Source organism: Granulicella sp. 5B5, from assembly GCF_014083945.1.
In the GTDB taxonomy this organism is placed as follows: domain Bacteria; phylum Acidobacteriota; class Terriglobia; order Terriglobales; family Acidobacteriaceae; genus Granulicella.
Window position 1 is genome coordinate 1058460 of record NZ_CP046444.1, and the last position, 14371, is coordinate 1072830.

At 63.1% G+C, this 14371-nt stretch carries 10 protein-coding genes; 3 read left to right on the top strand and 7 right to left on the bottom strand.

The window, feature by feature from the left end; all coding sequences use genetic code 11:
- The first annotated feature begins 453 nt into the window (after positions 1–453).
- From GOB94_RS04565 to GOB94_RS04575, 3 genes are all read left to right on the top strand, one after another.
- Positions 454–3003 carry a 2-oxoglutarate dehydrogenase E1 component gene (locus tag GOB94_RS04565; RefSeq protein ID WP_182277699.1) on the top strand — a complete coding sequence of 850 codons (2550 nt, stop codon included), beginning with the start codon at positions 454–456 and terminating at the stop codon, positions 3001–3003.
- Positions 3004–3152: 149 nt separating this feature from the next.
- Positions 3153–3989 (top strand): sulfite exporter TauE/SafE family protein, encoded by an 837-nt coding sequence (locus GOB94_RS04570; protein WP_182277700.1) that lies wholly within the window; start codon positions 3153–3155, stop codon positions 3987–3989.
- A 3-nt stretch (positions 3990–3992) separates the two neighbouring features.
- Positions 3993–4379: a DUF1634 domain-containing protein gene (locus GOB94_RS04575; protein WP_182277701.1), complete on the top strand. Its 387-nt coding sequence runs from the start codon at positions 3993–3995 to the stop codon at positions 4377–4379.
- Between the two features lie 1232 nt (positions 4380–5611).
- On the opposite strand, the gene GOB94_RS04580 is transcribed toward GOB94_RS04575, so the two are convergent.
- The 7 genes from GOB94_RS04580 to GOB94_RS04610 form a co-directional block, all read right to left on the bottom strand.
- Positions 5612–5902: a GIY-YIG nuclease family protein gene (locus tag GOB94_RS04580; protein ID WP_182278439.1), complete on the bottom strand. Its 291-nt coding sequence runs from the start codon at positions 5900–5902 to the stop codon at positions 5612–5614.
- A gap of 90 nt (positions 5903–5992) precedes the next feature.
- Complete coding sequence (locus tag GOB94_RS04585) at positions 5993–6193, bottom strand: cold-shock protein (RefSeq protein ID WP_013581125.1); 201 nt, start codon at positions 6191–6193, stop codon at positions 5993–5995.
- A 298-nt stretch (positions 6194–6491) separates the two neighbouring features.
- On the bottom strand, positions 6492–7199 hold the full coding sequence (gene cmk / locus GOB94_RS04590; protein WP_182277702.1) for a (d)CMP kinase: 708 nt from the start codon (positions 7197–7199) through the stop codon (positions 6492–6494).
- Positions 7200–7338: 139 nt separating this feature from the next.
- Positions 7339–9513 (bottom strand): hypothetical protein, encoded by a 2175-nt coding sequence (locus tag GOB94_RS04595; RefSeq protein ID WP_182277703.1) that lies wholly within the window; start codon positions 9511–9513, stop codon positions 7339–7341.
- A gap of 95 nt (positions 9514–9608) precedes the next feature.
- The gene (mutL, locus tag GOB94_RS04600) at positions 9609–11567 is read right to left on the bottom strand and encodes a DNA mismatch repair endonuclease MutL (protein WP_182277704.1); all 1959 of its coding nucleotides are present in this window, start codon (positions 11565–11567) and stop codon (positions 9609–9611) included.
- A gap of 47 nt (positions 11568–11614) precedes the next feature.
- Positions 11615–13072 carry a pyruvate kinase gene (gene pyk / locus GOB94_RS04605; protein ID WP_255484238.1) on the bottom strand — a complete coding sequence of 486 codons (1458 nt, stop codon included), beginning with the start codon at positions 13070–13072 and terminating at the stop codon, positions 11615–11617.
- A gap of 124 nt (positions 13073–13196) precedes the next feature.
- Positions 13197–14231, bottom strand: a complete 1035-nt coding sequence (locus GOB94_RS04610; RefSeq protein ID WP_182277706.1) for a YihY/virulence factor BrkB family protein — start codon at positions 14229–14231, stop codon at positions 13197–13199.
- Between the last annotated feature and the right edge of the window lie 140 nt (positions 14232–14371).

Consider the following 14371-nt stretch of genomic DNA (forward strand, 5'->3'; position numbering starts at 1 on the left):
GCTTGCGACACCGCCAGCACCGCCAACACAATCAGTGGCGGACACTCACTCCGCGTCGCATATCCCGTGCAAGTGCCCTTGCACTTGCACGCTTCCCGTGAACTCCCCGCCGCGCAAACACTCTCTTTCGTCGAGACCTCTGGCATGGACACCGACCTCCATCGCCATCCTCACGTCTCGTCCCGCTTGCGTCGGTGATTGCAATCACATCGAATTACGACCCACCCAGCAAAAAGAAGCCCTCCACTAAGCGTGCGAGCGACAGGCCCTCTTGCATTACCTGGCAATCCCTGCCCAGCTAACCCCTTGATTCAGAAAATCAGTCATGAAAGCAGCCGCATCAGCCGATGACTTCCACGAATCCGCACAGTGGCACCAAACATCGAACTATATGCACGAATACCGCACCAAAACTATCAACCCTATCGCAAACGGACTAGCATAATTAACGTCATGGCGCCCACCACCACCGCTGCAAAACCCAAGTCGCAACCGGCCTCCACCACCAAACCTGCTCCTGCCCGCGAAACCTCCGGCTCTTCGCGAGAGGCCCTTAGCTCTTCGCGAGAAGCTACCTTCGACATCTTCCGTCGCTGGGGCTACCTCCAGGCCTCGCTCGATCCCCTCGGCCAGTTCCTCCCGCCCGAGCCCTTCCCCACCGCGCCGCCGGACGGTCCCGACGCCGCCGAAGCCCGCAGCTACTACTGCTCCACCATCGGCGCCGAGTTTATGCACATCCCCTCGCCCGAGATCCGCGCCTGGATTCAGCAGCGCCTCGAGGCCCCCGCGCCCACCGCCGACCTCCTCACCGCCAACCGCGTCCTCAATGGCCTCATCCGCGCCGACGTCTTCGAGCAGGTCATCCAGCAGCGCTACCTCGGCACCAAGCGCTTCTCCCTTGAAGGACTCACCGTCCTCATTCCCTTCCTCGACCAGCTTCTCTCCACCTCCGCCGACCTCGGTGTCACGCACTGCCTCTTCGCTATGGCGCATCGTGGACGCCTCAACGTCATGGTCAACACCGTCGGCCGCAGCTCCTTCGAGGTCTTCGCAAAGTTTGAGGATGTCGACCCGCGCTCCACCATGGGCGGCGGCGACGTCAAGTACCACATGGGCGCCACCGGCACCTTCACCACGCCGAACGGCAAATCCGTAGAGCTACACCTCGCCTCGAACCCCTCGCATCTCGAAGCCGTGAATCCCGTCATCATGGGCCGCACCCGCGCCTACCAGACGCGCCTCGGCGAAGTCGGCATCCAGCAGACGCTCCCCGTCATCCTCCACGGCGACGCCGCCTTCGCCGGCCAGGGCATCACCGCCGAAAGCCTCAACCTCGCCACGCTCGAAGGCTACAACCTCGGCGGCACCATCCAGGTCATCACCAACAACCTGCTCGGCTTTACCGCGCTGCCGTCGGAGTCCAACAGCTCGCGCTTCGCCTCCGACCTCGCCAAGCGCCTGCCCATCCCCATCTTCCACGTCAACGCCGAAGACCCGCTCGCCGTCACACGCATCGCCGCTCTGGCCGCGGAGTTCCGCGCCACCTTCCACTCCGACGTCGTCATCGACCTCATCGGCTACCGCCGCCACGGCCACTCCGAGGTCGACGACCCCACTGTCACCCAGCCGCGCCGCTACGCCGCCATCAAGAACCACCCCACGCTCTCCAAGCTCTACGCCGACTCCATCGGCATCGACCCCACCGCTGAGATCGAAGCCGTCCAGAACCGCTTCCTCGCCGACCAGAAGGACGCCACCCAGGCCGATCATCGTCCGCACATGCACTCGCTGCCTGCCTTCTGGTCGCCCTTCTACGGCGGCCATCTGCGCGCCGACGACAACCCGCACACCGGCATCGACGCCGCCGAAGCCGCAGCGCTCTCCACCGCGCTCACCACCGCGCCCGCCGGCTTCCACATTCATCCCAAGGTTGAAAAGCTCCTCGCCCAGCGCGTCGAGATGGGCAGCGGCCACAAGCCTCTCGACTACGGCATGGCCGAGCTCCTCGCCTACGCCTCGCTGCTCAAGGCCGGCGTGCCCGTCCGTCTCACCGGGCAGGACTCCCAGCGCGGCACCTTCAACCAGCGCCACTCCGTCTTCATCGACATCGAGACCGAGGTCCGCTACTCGCCGCTCAACAACATCGCGCCTGACCAGGCACGCTGGGAGGTCTACAACTCCATGCTCTCCGAGGCCGCCTGCCTCGGCTACGAGTACGGCTTCTCCCGTGACTACCCCGAAGCCCTCACGCTCTGGGAAGCCCAGTTCGGCGACTTCGCCAACGGCGCGCAGATCATCATCGACCAGTTCATCTCCGCCGCCGAGGCCAAGTGGAACCTGCTCTCCGGCGTCGTCATGCTCCTGCCGCACGGTTACGAAGGCCAGGGCCCCGAGCACTCCAGCGCGCGCATGGAGCGCTACCTCCAGCTCGCCGCGCAGGACAACATCCAGATCGCCCAGCCCTCCACGGCCGCGCAGTACTTCCATCTGCTCCGCCGCCAGGCGCTGCGCAAGTGGCGCAAGCCGCTCGTCGTCTTCACCCCCAAGTCGATGCTCCGCCACCCCGACGCGCTTTCGCCCGTCGCCGACCTCGCCCGCGACTCGTTCCTCAACATCATCCCCGACAACGACACAAAGAACGCGCGCCGCGTCCTCGTCTGCACCGGCAAGATCGGCCACAACCTCCGTGTCGAACGCAACAAGCGCGGTCTCACCGACGTCGCCATCGTCTTCGTCGACCAGCTCTACCCCTGGCCCGAAGCCGAGCTCCGCGCGGCACTCGACCAGCACACCACAGCCACCGAGATCGTCTGGGTGCAGGAAGAACCGGCCAACATGGGCGCACACTCTTACGTCATGCCGTTGCTCAAGCGCGTCACGGGAGACCGCCCATTACTCAGCGTCAAACGCACCGCCTCCGCCAGCCCCGCCACCGGCTCCGCCAAGGCTCACGAGATGGAAGAAAAAACCCTCATCGACCTGGCCCTGGGCCACAGCGCTTAACTCTTCCAATAAATCAAAAGCCCCTCGCACACCATCGTGAGGGGCTTTTCCATTGCGTACATCGCGTTCAACACTGCGTACTCTGCGTGAGAGCTTTTTCTTCCTCACACACAAACTCTCCCATAACCCGCAGCATCTCACTCTCCCAGATGCCCCTGTTCGCCTTCTCCGCCCTCATCTTCGGCACCGCGGTCCTCGCCGGCCTGCTCGGCGCGCTCACCGGCCTTGGCGGCGGAGTCGTCATCGTCCCCGTCCTCATCATCCTCTTCAAGGTCGACATCCACTACGCTATCGGCGCCTCACTCGTCTCCGTCATCGCCACGTCTTCAGGCGCCGCCGTAGCCTACGTCCGCGAGGGCTACTCCAACGTCCGCATCGGCATGTTCCTTGAGGTCGCCACCACGCTCGGCGCCATCCTCGGTGCCTGGCTCACCACGCGCGTCTCCTCCAACGCCATCTCCATCGTCTTCGGACTCGTCCTGCTCTACTCCGCGCTCGCCTCGCTGCGCAGCCGCCACGACTCCCTCGTTACCGACGGCTCGCCTCTAGCCCGCCGCCTCAAACTCACCGGCACCCTGCCCGATGACTGCGGCAACCACCAGCCCTACACCGCCCAGCGCGTCCCACTCGGCTTCTCCGTCCTCTTCGGAGCAGGCGCACTCTCCGGACTCCTCGGCATCGGCTCCGGCGCAGTCAAGGTCCTCGGCATGGACCAGGCCATGGAGCTTCCCTTCAAGGTCTCCACCACCACCAGCAACTTCATGATCGGCGTCACCGCCGCCGCCAGCGCCGGCGTCTACCTTGCCCACGGCTACATCGACCCCGGCCTGTCGATGCCCGTCATGCTCGGCGTCCTCGCCGGCTCACTCCTCGGCGCCAAGCTCCTCGTGCACGTCCACCCCGTCACCCTCAAGCGCGTCTTCGCCGGCGTCATCACCGTCCTCGCAGCCGAGATGATCTATCGCGGCTGGAAGGGAAGCCTCTAGCTCATGCCCTTCTCACTCTCCACACGCCCTACCGATCACGAGCTCGAATCCGCCGTCGCCCGCGTGCTCCTCGTCGGCGTCTCACTCTCCGCGCTCATCGTCATCATCGGAGCCGTGCTCTATCTCGCGCACACCCACACCACGCCGGACTACCGCCACTTCCGCGCACCCACGCTCCACAATCCCATCTCCACCGCCTTCCGCGCCGCACTCCATGGCTCCCCTACCGGCCTCATCCAGTGCGGACTCCTCGTTCTCATCGCCACTCCCGTCGCCCGCGTCGCTTTATGCCTCGGCGGCTTCGCTCTGCAGCGCGACCGCCTCTACGTCCTGGTTAGCGCCATCGTCCTCGCCGTCCTCCTCTTCAGCTTCCTCCACAGCGGCGTCTAGCTGATAGTTCGCAAACTGGCAGCACATTGAAGATGCGCGCAAGGCAGAATGTGAAAAATGTGTCATCTCGACCGAAGCAGGACAGCTTTATCGTCCTGCGCAGTGGAGAGACCTCTGTATTTGGGAGCGCCGCTACAGCTCGTGGACCCACGTATCATCACCACATGGGCCGTCTCCTCCCCACCCTCCTGCTCCTCACCGCAACACTCATCCACGCCCAGGAGCCCGCGCCCGCGCCAGCCGCGACACCCGACCTCACCGCCCCGCTCCCCGACATCCGCCAGCTCGTCCTCGACGTCGAGCGCAACCAGCGCGCCGCCGAAGCCGCTCGCAAGGACTACACCTACCACGTCCACGTCGTCGAAGAGCAGCTCGACAAGAGCGGCGCCATCAAGAAAGTCTCCACCACCGACTCCGACGTCTTCACCATCAATGGCGTCCCCGTCGACCGCACCACCGCCAAAAACGGCAAACCCCTCACCCCTGACGAGCAGAAAAAGGAGAGCGACCGCATCGACAAAGAGGTCGCCAAAGCCAAGCAGCGCCGCGCCAAACTCGACAGCCAGGGTAAAGACTCCAACGCCCGCGGCGACCAGCTCATCCCTGCCTCACGCATCCTCGAGCTCGGCACCTTTACCAACCCGCGCCGCATCTTGCTCAACGGCCGCCCCACCATCGTCGCCAACTACACCGGAGACCCCCACGCCAAGACCCGCAACTCCGGTGAAGCTGCCATCCGCGACCTCGTCGGCACCGCCTGGTTCGACGAGCATGACCGCACCCTCGTCAAAGGCGAGGGCCACTTCCTCAACGACTTCAAACTCGGTGCCGGCCTCGTCCTCAACATCCACAAGGGCTTCAGCTTCAGCTTCCAAACCGTCAACGTCAACGGCGAAGTATGGCTCCCCAAATCCATCGACGCCCGCGGCGAGGCCCGCATCCTTCTCCTCGACCACATCGACGGCCACCTCCACCTCGACGCCACCGACTACCGCAAGTTCCGCTCTTCCAGCAAAATCGTCGGCGAAAGCGCCCCGCTCGGCCCCGACGACCAGCCTCTTCCGCAGGCGCCCCCACCAACGCCAGCACCCTCACCGCAAACAACGCCCCCGCCCAGACACCGGAGCTATCGCCTAAGCCCAACCTACCTCAGCCGCAATAGCAATCGACCATACTGTAAATCTTGTCATTCCGCAGCGAAGCGGAGGAATCTGCTTTCTTCTGGATCACCACTACCGCAAATCGGCGGCCAGATCTCCCCATGTTGGATTGCTATTTTCAATCAAAGCTATCTTCCGCGAGCGGTTCCAATCCTTCAGTTCTTTCTCTCGCTCAATCGCACTGGCGATGTACTGAAAACGCTCAAAGTAGACCAAACGCGTGATGTTATAGCGAGCCGTGAAAGACCCAGGCACCCTCTGCCGATGCTGCAAGACTCTCACTCTCAGATCGTTTGTAACCCCCACATAGCGCGTTCGAGACCTGCTCGCTAGGATGTAAACGAAAAACTCATACTCACGCATTCAAGCGATCTGCTCCTTAAACACACAAGGGAACAGCCACAGCCGTCCCCTTATGTCCTGATTTGTATCGTTTGTTGTCAGCGCCAAAAGTTAGAGAGGCTGTACGTCCGAAGCCTGCCAGCCCTTGGGTCCCTTCACCACGTTGAACTGAACGGCCTGACCTTCTTGAAGGCTCTTGAAGCCATTCGAGTTGATCGCCGAGTAATGCACAAACACATCCTCACCGTTCTGTCTGCTGATGAAGCCAAAGCCCTTGGCGTCGTTGAACCACTTCACTGTTCCCTGTTCCATGTCTCGCAAATCCTTGTGTGATTGACTTTGACGCTGAATCCAAATACGGGTTTCGGCCTACAACCAATGCAGAAAACCAATCTGTTTCAAACGATGACGAGATGTTAGCACGGCGGACAAATTTTCCACGATTTTTTTTTACCTCGCCTGTCTGTCGAGTAAATTCAATACCACTCCAGGGGCATCGCAAGAAAATTCACATCGCCACACGAAACATCGCCCACTTAAAAATCACCCTACGCGTTGACCAACTCACGCTCACACGTCCCACGGCGATCAAGCCTTAGACGGCCACCGCCTACCCAATATGGGAATGCACAATCGCCTCTGCCTTCGCCAGTACTTCATCCAGCGTCAGCCCGGTCGAGTCCAGAATCACCGCATCCTCTGCAGGCCGCAGCGGCGAGTCCTGCCGGTTCCGGTCGCGCGCATCGCGCTCCTTCAGGTCCTCAATAATCGCCGCCTCCGTCACCTTCCGCTCGGCCGCATCCCCCGGCATCGCCTGCCGATACCGCCGGTTCCCGCGCACCTCCGGCGCCGCATCCAAAAAGATCTTCACCTCGGCATCCGGAAACACCACCGTCCCAATGTCGCGCCCTTCCATCACCACGCCACCGGCCACGCCCAGCTTCCGCTGTTGCTCCACCATCCACTCACGCAGTTTGGGATGTATGGAGACCTGCGACGCCGCCGACGTCACGTCCTTGTCCCGCACCCGCCGCGACACATCCACGCCATCCAGCAACACAATGTTGCCTTCCATCTGCGGCCGCAGCGCGATCTTCGTCGTCGCGGCCAGTTCCAGCAGCGCAGCCTCGTCCTCAAACCCGAGGTCGTTCTCAATCGCCTTCAGCGCCAGCGCACGATACATCGCCCCGGTCTCCAGGTTCAGAAACCCGAACCGCCGCGCCAGGTGCGCCGCCATCGTACTCTTGCCCGCACCCGCCGGTCCATCGATCGCAATCACCGGCCGCTCGCGCTTCACCACACTTGTTGCTGTGCTCATCGTCTCGAATCCACCTCTACCGCAGCCACAATTGGCATCACAGCCTTGACTGACAGTTGCAGCTGGCTTTGAAGGGGACGAGCTTCAGCTCGTCCATTCCTCCGCTATCAGCATCCGGGCTTTAGCCCCGGAGGACAGGCTACTCGCCTGCCTCAGGCTTTTTACGCGAAAACGTCCTCGGCGCGCCACTCGAAGGCCGCTTGGCACCGAACCCGCCCGGCTTCTTCCCACCAAACGATTTCTTCGCTCCGCCAAAGCCGCCCGCCGCACGCGGCTTATAAGGACGCTTACCCTCACTGCTCTCCGTCGGCGGAACCCACGGAGCCTTCGTAAACGGACGGTTCTCATGCCCCTCCGCACGCGGCTTGAATGGCCGCCTCGGAATCGTCCGCTCCACCGGCGGTCCGTCGATCGGCCCGTCATCCTTATACTTCGGCTTCGGAGCACGCTTCACAAACGGGCGGTCGCCCTCGGTCTTCCGCACATAGGGCCGCTTCGCTCCAAACGCAGGCTTGTCGCCACGATCAAACGTACGCGGCTTGAATGCCGGCCGCTCGCTACCCTCTTCCGTGCGTGGCCTATACGGACGCTTCGCCCCAAAACTCGGCTTGTCTCCGCGATCGAACGTACGCGGCTTGAACGCCGGACGCTCACCGCCCTCAGTCGTCCGAGGCGTATAAGGCCTCTTCGCACCAAAGCTCGGTTTATCGCCAAACGCCTTCTTCGCATACGGCTTATCGCCAAAGCTCTTCCGCGCAAACGGCTTGTCACCATCACGCTTCTCATAGCTACGCGGCTTGAACGCCGGCCGCTCGCCGCCCTCTTCGCCACGCGGCGTATAAGGACGCTTCGCCCCAAATCCCGGCTTGTCTCCAAACGCTTTCTTCGCATACGACTTCCGTTCAACCGGTTTCCCGTCGAACGTCCGCTTCTCGAACGACTTCGTCGCCTTCCGCACCGGCGTCCGCTTCTCTTCCGGCAACCCAGCCTGCTCGCGCGGCCCCAACGGCTCGCGATCTTCAGGCGCAGGCTTGCGAAACTTTGTGAACGAATCCTTCGGAGCAGCCGCCGTACGCGACTTGCGCTCCTCATCCCACGGCTTCGTAAACGCAGGCTTCGACCGCGCAAAAGCGGGCTTGCCCCCCTCGGCAGCATCGCGCTTGAACGGCCTCCGCTCGCGATCACTCGTGCCCTCGGCGCGAGCGCCACCAAACCGGCTCGTCGGACGCGCTCCTCCAAAGCTCTTCGGACCCTTAGCAGCTCCGAAGCCCTTCTTCACCCCACCAAAGCTCTTCGCAGGCTTCCCGCGGAACGAGCTCTTCTCAGCCTTATCTCCAGCAAAGCTGCTGATGCGCCCCGTCCCAATCTTCTTCGGCTTCGGGAACTCGCTTGGCTCAGCAACTTCAGCAGCCTCACCGCCTTCAGCCTCGACGCCGTCCACCGCCTTCGCCGCAAACGCCGGCAGCCCACCCGGAACATGCAGCAGCGTCTTGCCCTCCGACACCACCGTCTCCAGCTGCCTCGCGCTCGTCAGCGCACGCAGCACCTCGCGCACGCGGCTCCGCGCCGTCAGCGGCGAAAGGAACGTTGCGATCTCTTCATCGGTCGCAACAAACACCTGTCCCAGATACAGCGAGATCAGCGCCGACAGCGCCGTCGGCTGCCCCGCATTCGCACCCGCCTTGATCGCCTTCGTAAACCGCCGCGTCGTCAGCTCCCACAGCGTCGCGCCGTCTCCCTGATCGAGTAGCGGCAACACCCGCAGTTGCGACCAAAGCTCGCTCAGCCCGCGCAGAATGGCCGTCTCCGTCACCTCGCGGCCCAGCTCATTCGCCAGCTCCGCCGCGGTCATCGCGCCCTTCTCGGTCAGCACCTCATAGATGTGCAGCCCCAGCGGCGATACCGCAATCGCGCCGCTCGTCACCGGCGGCTGCTTCCAGTTCTTATCGCCACGCAGCGTAAAAATGTAGCTGAACACCTGCGCCGACGCCACAAAGTCCGGCACATCGCCGGGAACTCCAAGCAGGTTCAGCGGCACCGCAGCACCCTCACCCACCAGCCGCGACACCAGGTTCTTCGCCGTCGCCGTCTGCGCAGCCGTAGGGGCATCATTCGCCGCACCCAGCGTCGCCTCAACCAGCGAGGGCGCCGGTGCCGGCAGCTGCAGCGTGCGCGGAGCAAACAACACCAGTCCGTGCTCCGCAATCCACTCCCGCGCCGCCTCCAGCGTCAGCACAGCCTCGCCGTCCTGGTGCCACGCCTTCGTGCGTGCAGCCGCCAACTGGGCGGCATCAAACTCTTGTATCGAACTCAAAATAATTCCTCTCGTCAACGCGACAACGCGCGACACGACCTCGCCTCAGCGAAGCCCTCAACAAACCTTGAATGTGCGGGTAGAGCGACGCGCCGTTATATGCGCTGAAACGCCCGCTGGATGTCCTTTAAAGAATACCGCAATGCAATCGGTCTGCCGTGCGGACAGCTCGTCGGATGCTCCGTTTTCCCTAATTCTTTCAACAACCAGTCGATCTTCGCGGGCTCCAGGGGCATATTCACCTTGATCGCTGCGTGGCACGCGATCGAAGCCGCAATCCGAGTCCGCCTTAGCTCCTCGTTCTCCACCTGCGCCGTCTTCTCGCCCGCGCCCAGCACCTCTTCCAGCACCCTCTCCAGCTCCTTGCCCTCCAACCCCACCGGAGCCGCCTTCACCGCCAGCGTCCGCGGCCCAAACGGCTCGGCTTCGAACCCGTTCCGCTCCAGCTCCTCCGCAATCTCCGCAAACGTCACCATCTGCTCCGGCAACAGGTCGATCAGCACCGGCATCAGCAGTCTCTGACGCTGCACCGCCTCCACCTTCCGCTCGCGCAGAATCTTCTCAAACAGCACCCGCTCATGCGCCACATGCTGGTCGATGATCCACAACCCCTCTTCATTCACCGCCAAAATGAACGAGTCCCGCAACTGCCCCACCGGCTTCAACGAAGCCAGCCCATTCAGCGTTCCACTACTCTGGGTGCCCCGTTCATCGACAGCCTCACCGTCGATGAACGGGGTCGCACTATCCTCATACCCCACCGCAATCCCGCTCCCCTCAAAGCCCAGCCGTCCTGGAGACTCCGCCACCATCCGCCCGTGCAGCTCAAACGCCGCCACATCCACCGGCTCAATCGTCCCTTCACTCTCCGCCACCATCGCACGCGGCTCAAACACCGGCTGGTCGATCCCCGGCAGCGGCGACACATTCACCATCAAACTCGCGCTCGCCGTCGCCGACCCCTCCAGCGCCGTCAGAAAACTCGCCGCAGGCCGCGCCCGCATCAACGCCGTGCGTACCGTGTCGCGCACAAAATCATGCACAAACGATCCCTGCCTGAACCGCACCTCGGTCTTCGCTGGATGCACATTCACATCGATCTCCGCAGGCGGCATCTCCAGAAACAGCAGCACCACCGGGAACGACGTCGGCGGAATAATGTTCCGATACGCCTCCGTGAACGCATGAAGTATCAGCCGGTCGCGAATCAGCCTCCCATTCGCAAACACATAGATCGAGTTCCTGTTCAGCTTCTGCAGCTCCGGCTTGCTCACGAACCCGCTCACCCGCATCATCCCCGGCGCAGGTGGCTCATAGTCCTCCGGCCGCTTCCACGGCGGAGGCTCAGGAATCCCCGCCCGCGCAAAATCAATCTCCGCCGCCACCGGCACCAGGCTCTGAAACGTATCGCGCCCAAAGATCTGGAACAGCCGCTCGCTCGCATCAGCCACCGCAGGAGCCACCAGCAGCGCCTGCGTCGCGCTGTGCAGCTCAAAGTGCTTCTCCGGATGCGCCAGCGCATAGTGCGTCACCAGCGCCGCCACATGCCCCAGCTCCGTCTGCTCGCTGCGCAAAAACTTCCGCCGCGCCGGAGTATTGAAGAACAGATCCCGCACCGCAATCGTCGTCCCCGCAGGCAGCCCGGAATCCTCCACGCGCAGCATGTTCCCACCGGCGATCTCCACCACCGTCCCGGCCTTATCCTCCGCCACGCGTGTCTCCAGCAGCACCCGCGCCACACTAGCAATCGAAGGCAGCGCCTCGCCACGAAACCCCAGCGTCGCAATCGTCAGCAGATCATCACTCGACCGCAGCTTCGACGTAGCATGACGCTCAAACGCCAGCATCGCATCATCGCGGTTCATCCCGCACCCGTTGTCCACGATGCGAATCAGCTTCCGCCCACCGCCCTCAATCTCCACACGAATCCGCGTAGCCCCCGCATCCAGCGAGTTCTCCAACAGCTCCTTCACCACCGACGCAGGCCGCTCCACCACCTCGCCAGCAGCAATCTGGTTCGCCACCTGATCAGAAAGTACGCGGATCTTCCCCATGCTCAGATTGTAGTCAGCCCCGGCCTGCGCAAATCGCGGTCAAAACCTCACCGGTCCCCAATCACATGCAGCCGCATAAAGTTCGTCGCTCCGGTCTTCGTCGCCGTACCGGCCACGATCCCCACCACCTGCTTCGGCTTCACATACCCGCCCTGCTCCAGCACATCTTCCGCCGTCTCCACCAGCTTGTCCGTGCCCGCAAACCGCGCGCACTGTATCGGCGACGTCCCCCAAAGCAGCATCGTCCTATGCACCACGCTCTCATCCGGGCTGAACGCATAGATCGGCGCATCCGGCCTGTACTTGCTCAGCAGCCGAGCCGTGTTGCCCGTCTCCGTAAAGATCGCCACGGCGGCCAAGTCGAGGTCCTGCGCGGCATGCGCCATGCTCTCGCAGATCGTCTCCGGAATCGTCATCAGCACACGCTTGCCATGCGGCTTCAGCGGCTGCTTCGACGGAGCCTCCGCGCGCATCGATGCCTCCGTCTCCATCACGATCTTCGCCATCATCGCCACCGACTCCACCGGATACTTCCCCGCCGCGCTCTCCGCACTCAGCATCACCGCATCCGTGCCGTCATAGATCGCATTCGCCACATCGCTCGCCTCCGCCCTCGTCGGCCGCGGGTTTTCAATCATCGACTCCAGCATCTGCGTCGCTGTAATCACCGGCTTCCGGTACTCCATCGAGCGCCGGATAATATGCTTCTGGATCGCCGGCACCTTCTCCGGCGGCACCTCCACACCCAGGTCGCCGCGGGCCACCATGATCGCGTCCGCAGCCTCCAGGATCGAGTCCAGGTGGTCGATCGCCTGCGGCTTCTCCAGCTTCGCAATCACCCACGCATCCGACCCCAGCTGCGCGATCCTGCCCTTCACATACCGCACATCGTCCGCGGTCTGAACAAAACTGACCGCAATCGTGTCGCACCCGGCCTTCAACGCAAACTCCAGGTCCTCTTCGTCCTTCTCCGTCAACGACGGCACCTTGATCGCCACGCCCGGCAGGTTGATGCCCTTCTTCTCCCCGAGCATTCCGCCGTTCACAATCTCCGTCACCACATCTGCACCCACCACCTCCACTACGCGCAGCTCAATCAACCCATCCGACAGCAGAATCTGCGTCCCCGGCACCACATTCTCTGCCAGCGTCGTAAACACCGTGCTCACGCGCTCCGTCGTGCCCTCAATCTGCTCCGGAGTAATCGTCAGCCGCTTGCCCGTCTCCAGCAGCACCGGCTTGTGGTCCACCAGCACACCCGTGCGGATCTTCGGCCCCTGCAAATCCGCAAGAATGCAGATCGGCTTGCCTTCTTCCTTCGCCACCTTCCGCACCATGGCAATCAATTCGCTCTTTTGGTCATGAGACCCGTGGGAAAAGTTCAGTCTGGCCACATCCAGGCCCGCCCGCACCAGCTGCCGAAACATCGTCTCTGTGCTTGAGGCAGGCCCCAGCGTGGCCACAATCTTCGCGCGACGGCACCACTCCAACTTTCCCTTGTCCACGGATACCTTCCAACGGCTAAAGAGCACGGAGTAACGAGGAATAAGTGTTTGAAATCCGGCACCGCGATTCTTCATCGCAGTACTCTATTCCCTACTCCCTATTCCCTACTCCCTGTTCCTTGCTTCAGTCCGCTATTCTACCTGTCCGGCGCCTCCGCAAGCCCGGCAGCTTCCACAGCAGCTCGCTCAGGTGCGGGTCGCGGTCCTGTAACGTCCTCTGCGCATTGAACTCCGCCCCCACCAGCACGCTCAGCGCAATCAGGTACAGCCAGAACATCAGCGCAATCGCCGCACCCACCGACCCATACACCCGCGAGTAGTTCGCAAACCGCGTCACATAAATCCCAAACAGCAGCGTCGACACGAACCACAGCCCCGTCGCCACCATCGCCCCCGGCAGGCTCGCGCTCCAGCTCCACCCCCGCCGCAGCATCTGCCACGGCTCGCGCATGTCCTTCATCAGCGGCTGCAGCATATCCCCCATGCCCCGCGTCATGTCCGTGCCCAGGTGGTAGATCACCGCGATGATCCCCACACTCCCCGCCAGCGCCACCGTCCACCGCACCACAAACGCCACCACGTACACCGGCCCGCGAAGGTCAGGCGTCACCTGGTGCGCCACCCACCGCGTCATCAGGTGCCCAAACACCACCAGCCCGCTCGCCAGCGTCATCGGTAGCAAAGACAGCGGCACCAGCGCCAGCGCCCGCATCCGCACCGGCCAGAAGCTCGACCGCAGCAGCGGCAGCTTATGCGCCCGCCTGAACCCTTCCATCAGCGTCGCCATCACGCTCGTCGCGCCCGCCAGGCTCACTACCGCCGCGCTCACCACAGCCCGCGCCGTGTACGCGCTCGCATGGCTGTTCGCAAAATACTCTTCCAGAATCGGGCTCACATTCGACGGCAGCACCCGCCCGAAGAACGTCGCCATCTGCAGCCGCACCGGCATCGCATCCGGCAGCAGGCTCACCACCGCCGCCGCCGCAATCAGCGTAGGAAACAGCGCGAACATCGCCGAGTACGCCGTCGCCTGCGCAAGGTTCAGCGCATCATGCTCCATCGCGGACATAGCCGCGCGCCGCAGCGTCCGCAACACCTGCCACGCCGCGGACGCCCTGCGACTACACTGCTGCCAGGCTGCCGCGGCTATGGTTGCCATTGCCCCTCACCCATCTCGATCCGCCTAAACTCCCTTGGTTTGTCATTCCCGCAGGGAATCTGCGTCTCGAACTACCACCACTACCCGGATGCCCCCATTCATGACGACAGCTCTATCGTCGGCATGAGTGGGATGACGCA

Coding starts and splice junctions, on each gene's coding strand:
- GOB94_RS04565 (WP_182277699.1), top strand. CDS start 454: ATGGCGCCCACCACCACCGCTGCAAAACCCAAGTCGCAACCGGCCTCC.
- GOB94_RS04570 (WP_182277700.1), top strand. CDS start 3,153: ATGCCCCTGTTCGCCTTCTCCGCCCTCATCTTCGGCACCGCGGTCCTC.
- GOB94_RS04575 (WP_182277701.1), top strand. CDS start 3,993: ATGCCCTTCTCACTCTCCACACGCCCTACCGATCACGAGCTCGAATCC.
- GOB94_RS04580 (WP_182278439.1), bottom strand. CDS start 5,902: ATGCGTGAGTATGAGTTTTTCGTTTACATCCTAGCGAGCAGGTCTCGA.
- GOB94_RS04585 (WP_013581125.1), bottom strand. CDS start 6,193: ATGGAACAGGGAACAGTGAAGTGGTTCAACGACGCCAAGGGCTTTGGC.
- cmk (WP_182277702.1), bottom strand. CDS start 7,199: ATGAGCACAGCAACAAGTGTGGTGAAGCGCGAGCGGCCGGTGATTGCG.
- mutL (WP_182277704.1), bottom strand. CDS start 11,567: ATGGGGAAGATCCGCGTACTTTCTGATCAGGTGGCGAACCAGATTGCT.
- GOB94_RS04610 (WP_182277706.1), bottom strand. CDS start 14,231: ATGGCAACCATAGCCGCGGCAGCCTGGCAGCAGTGTAGTCGCAGGGCG.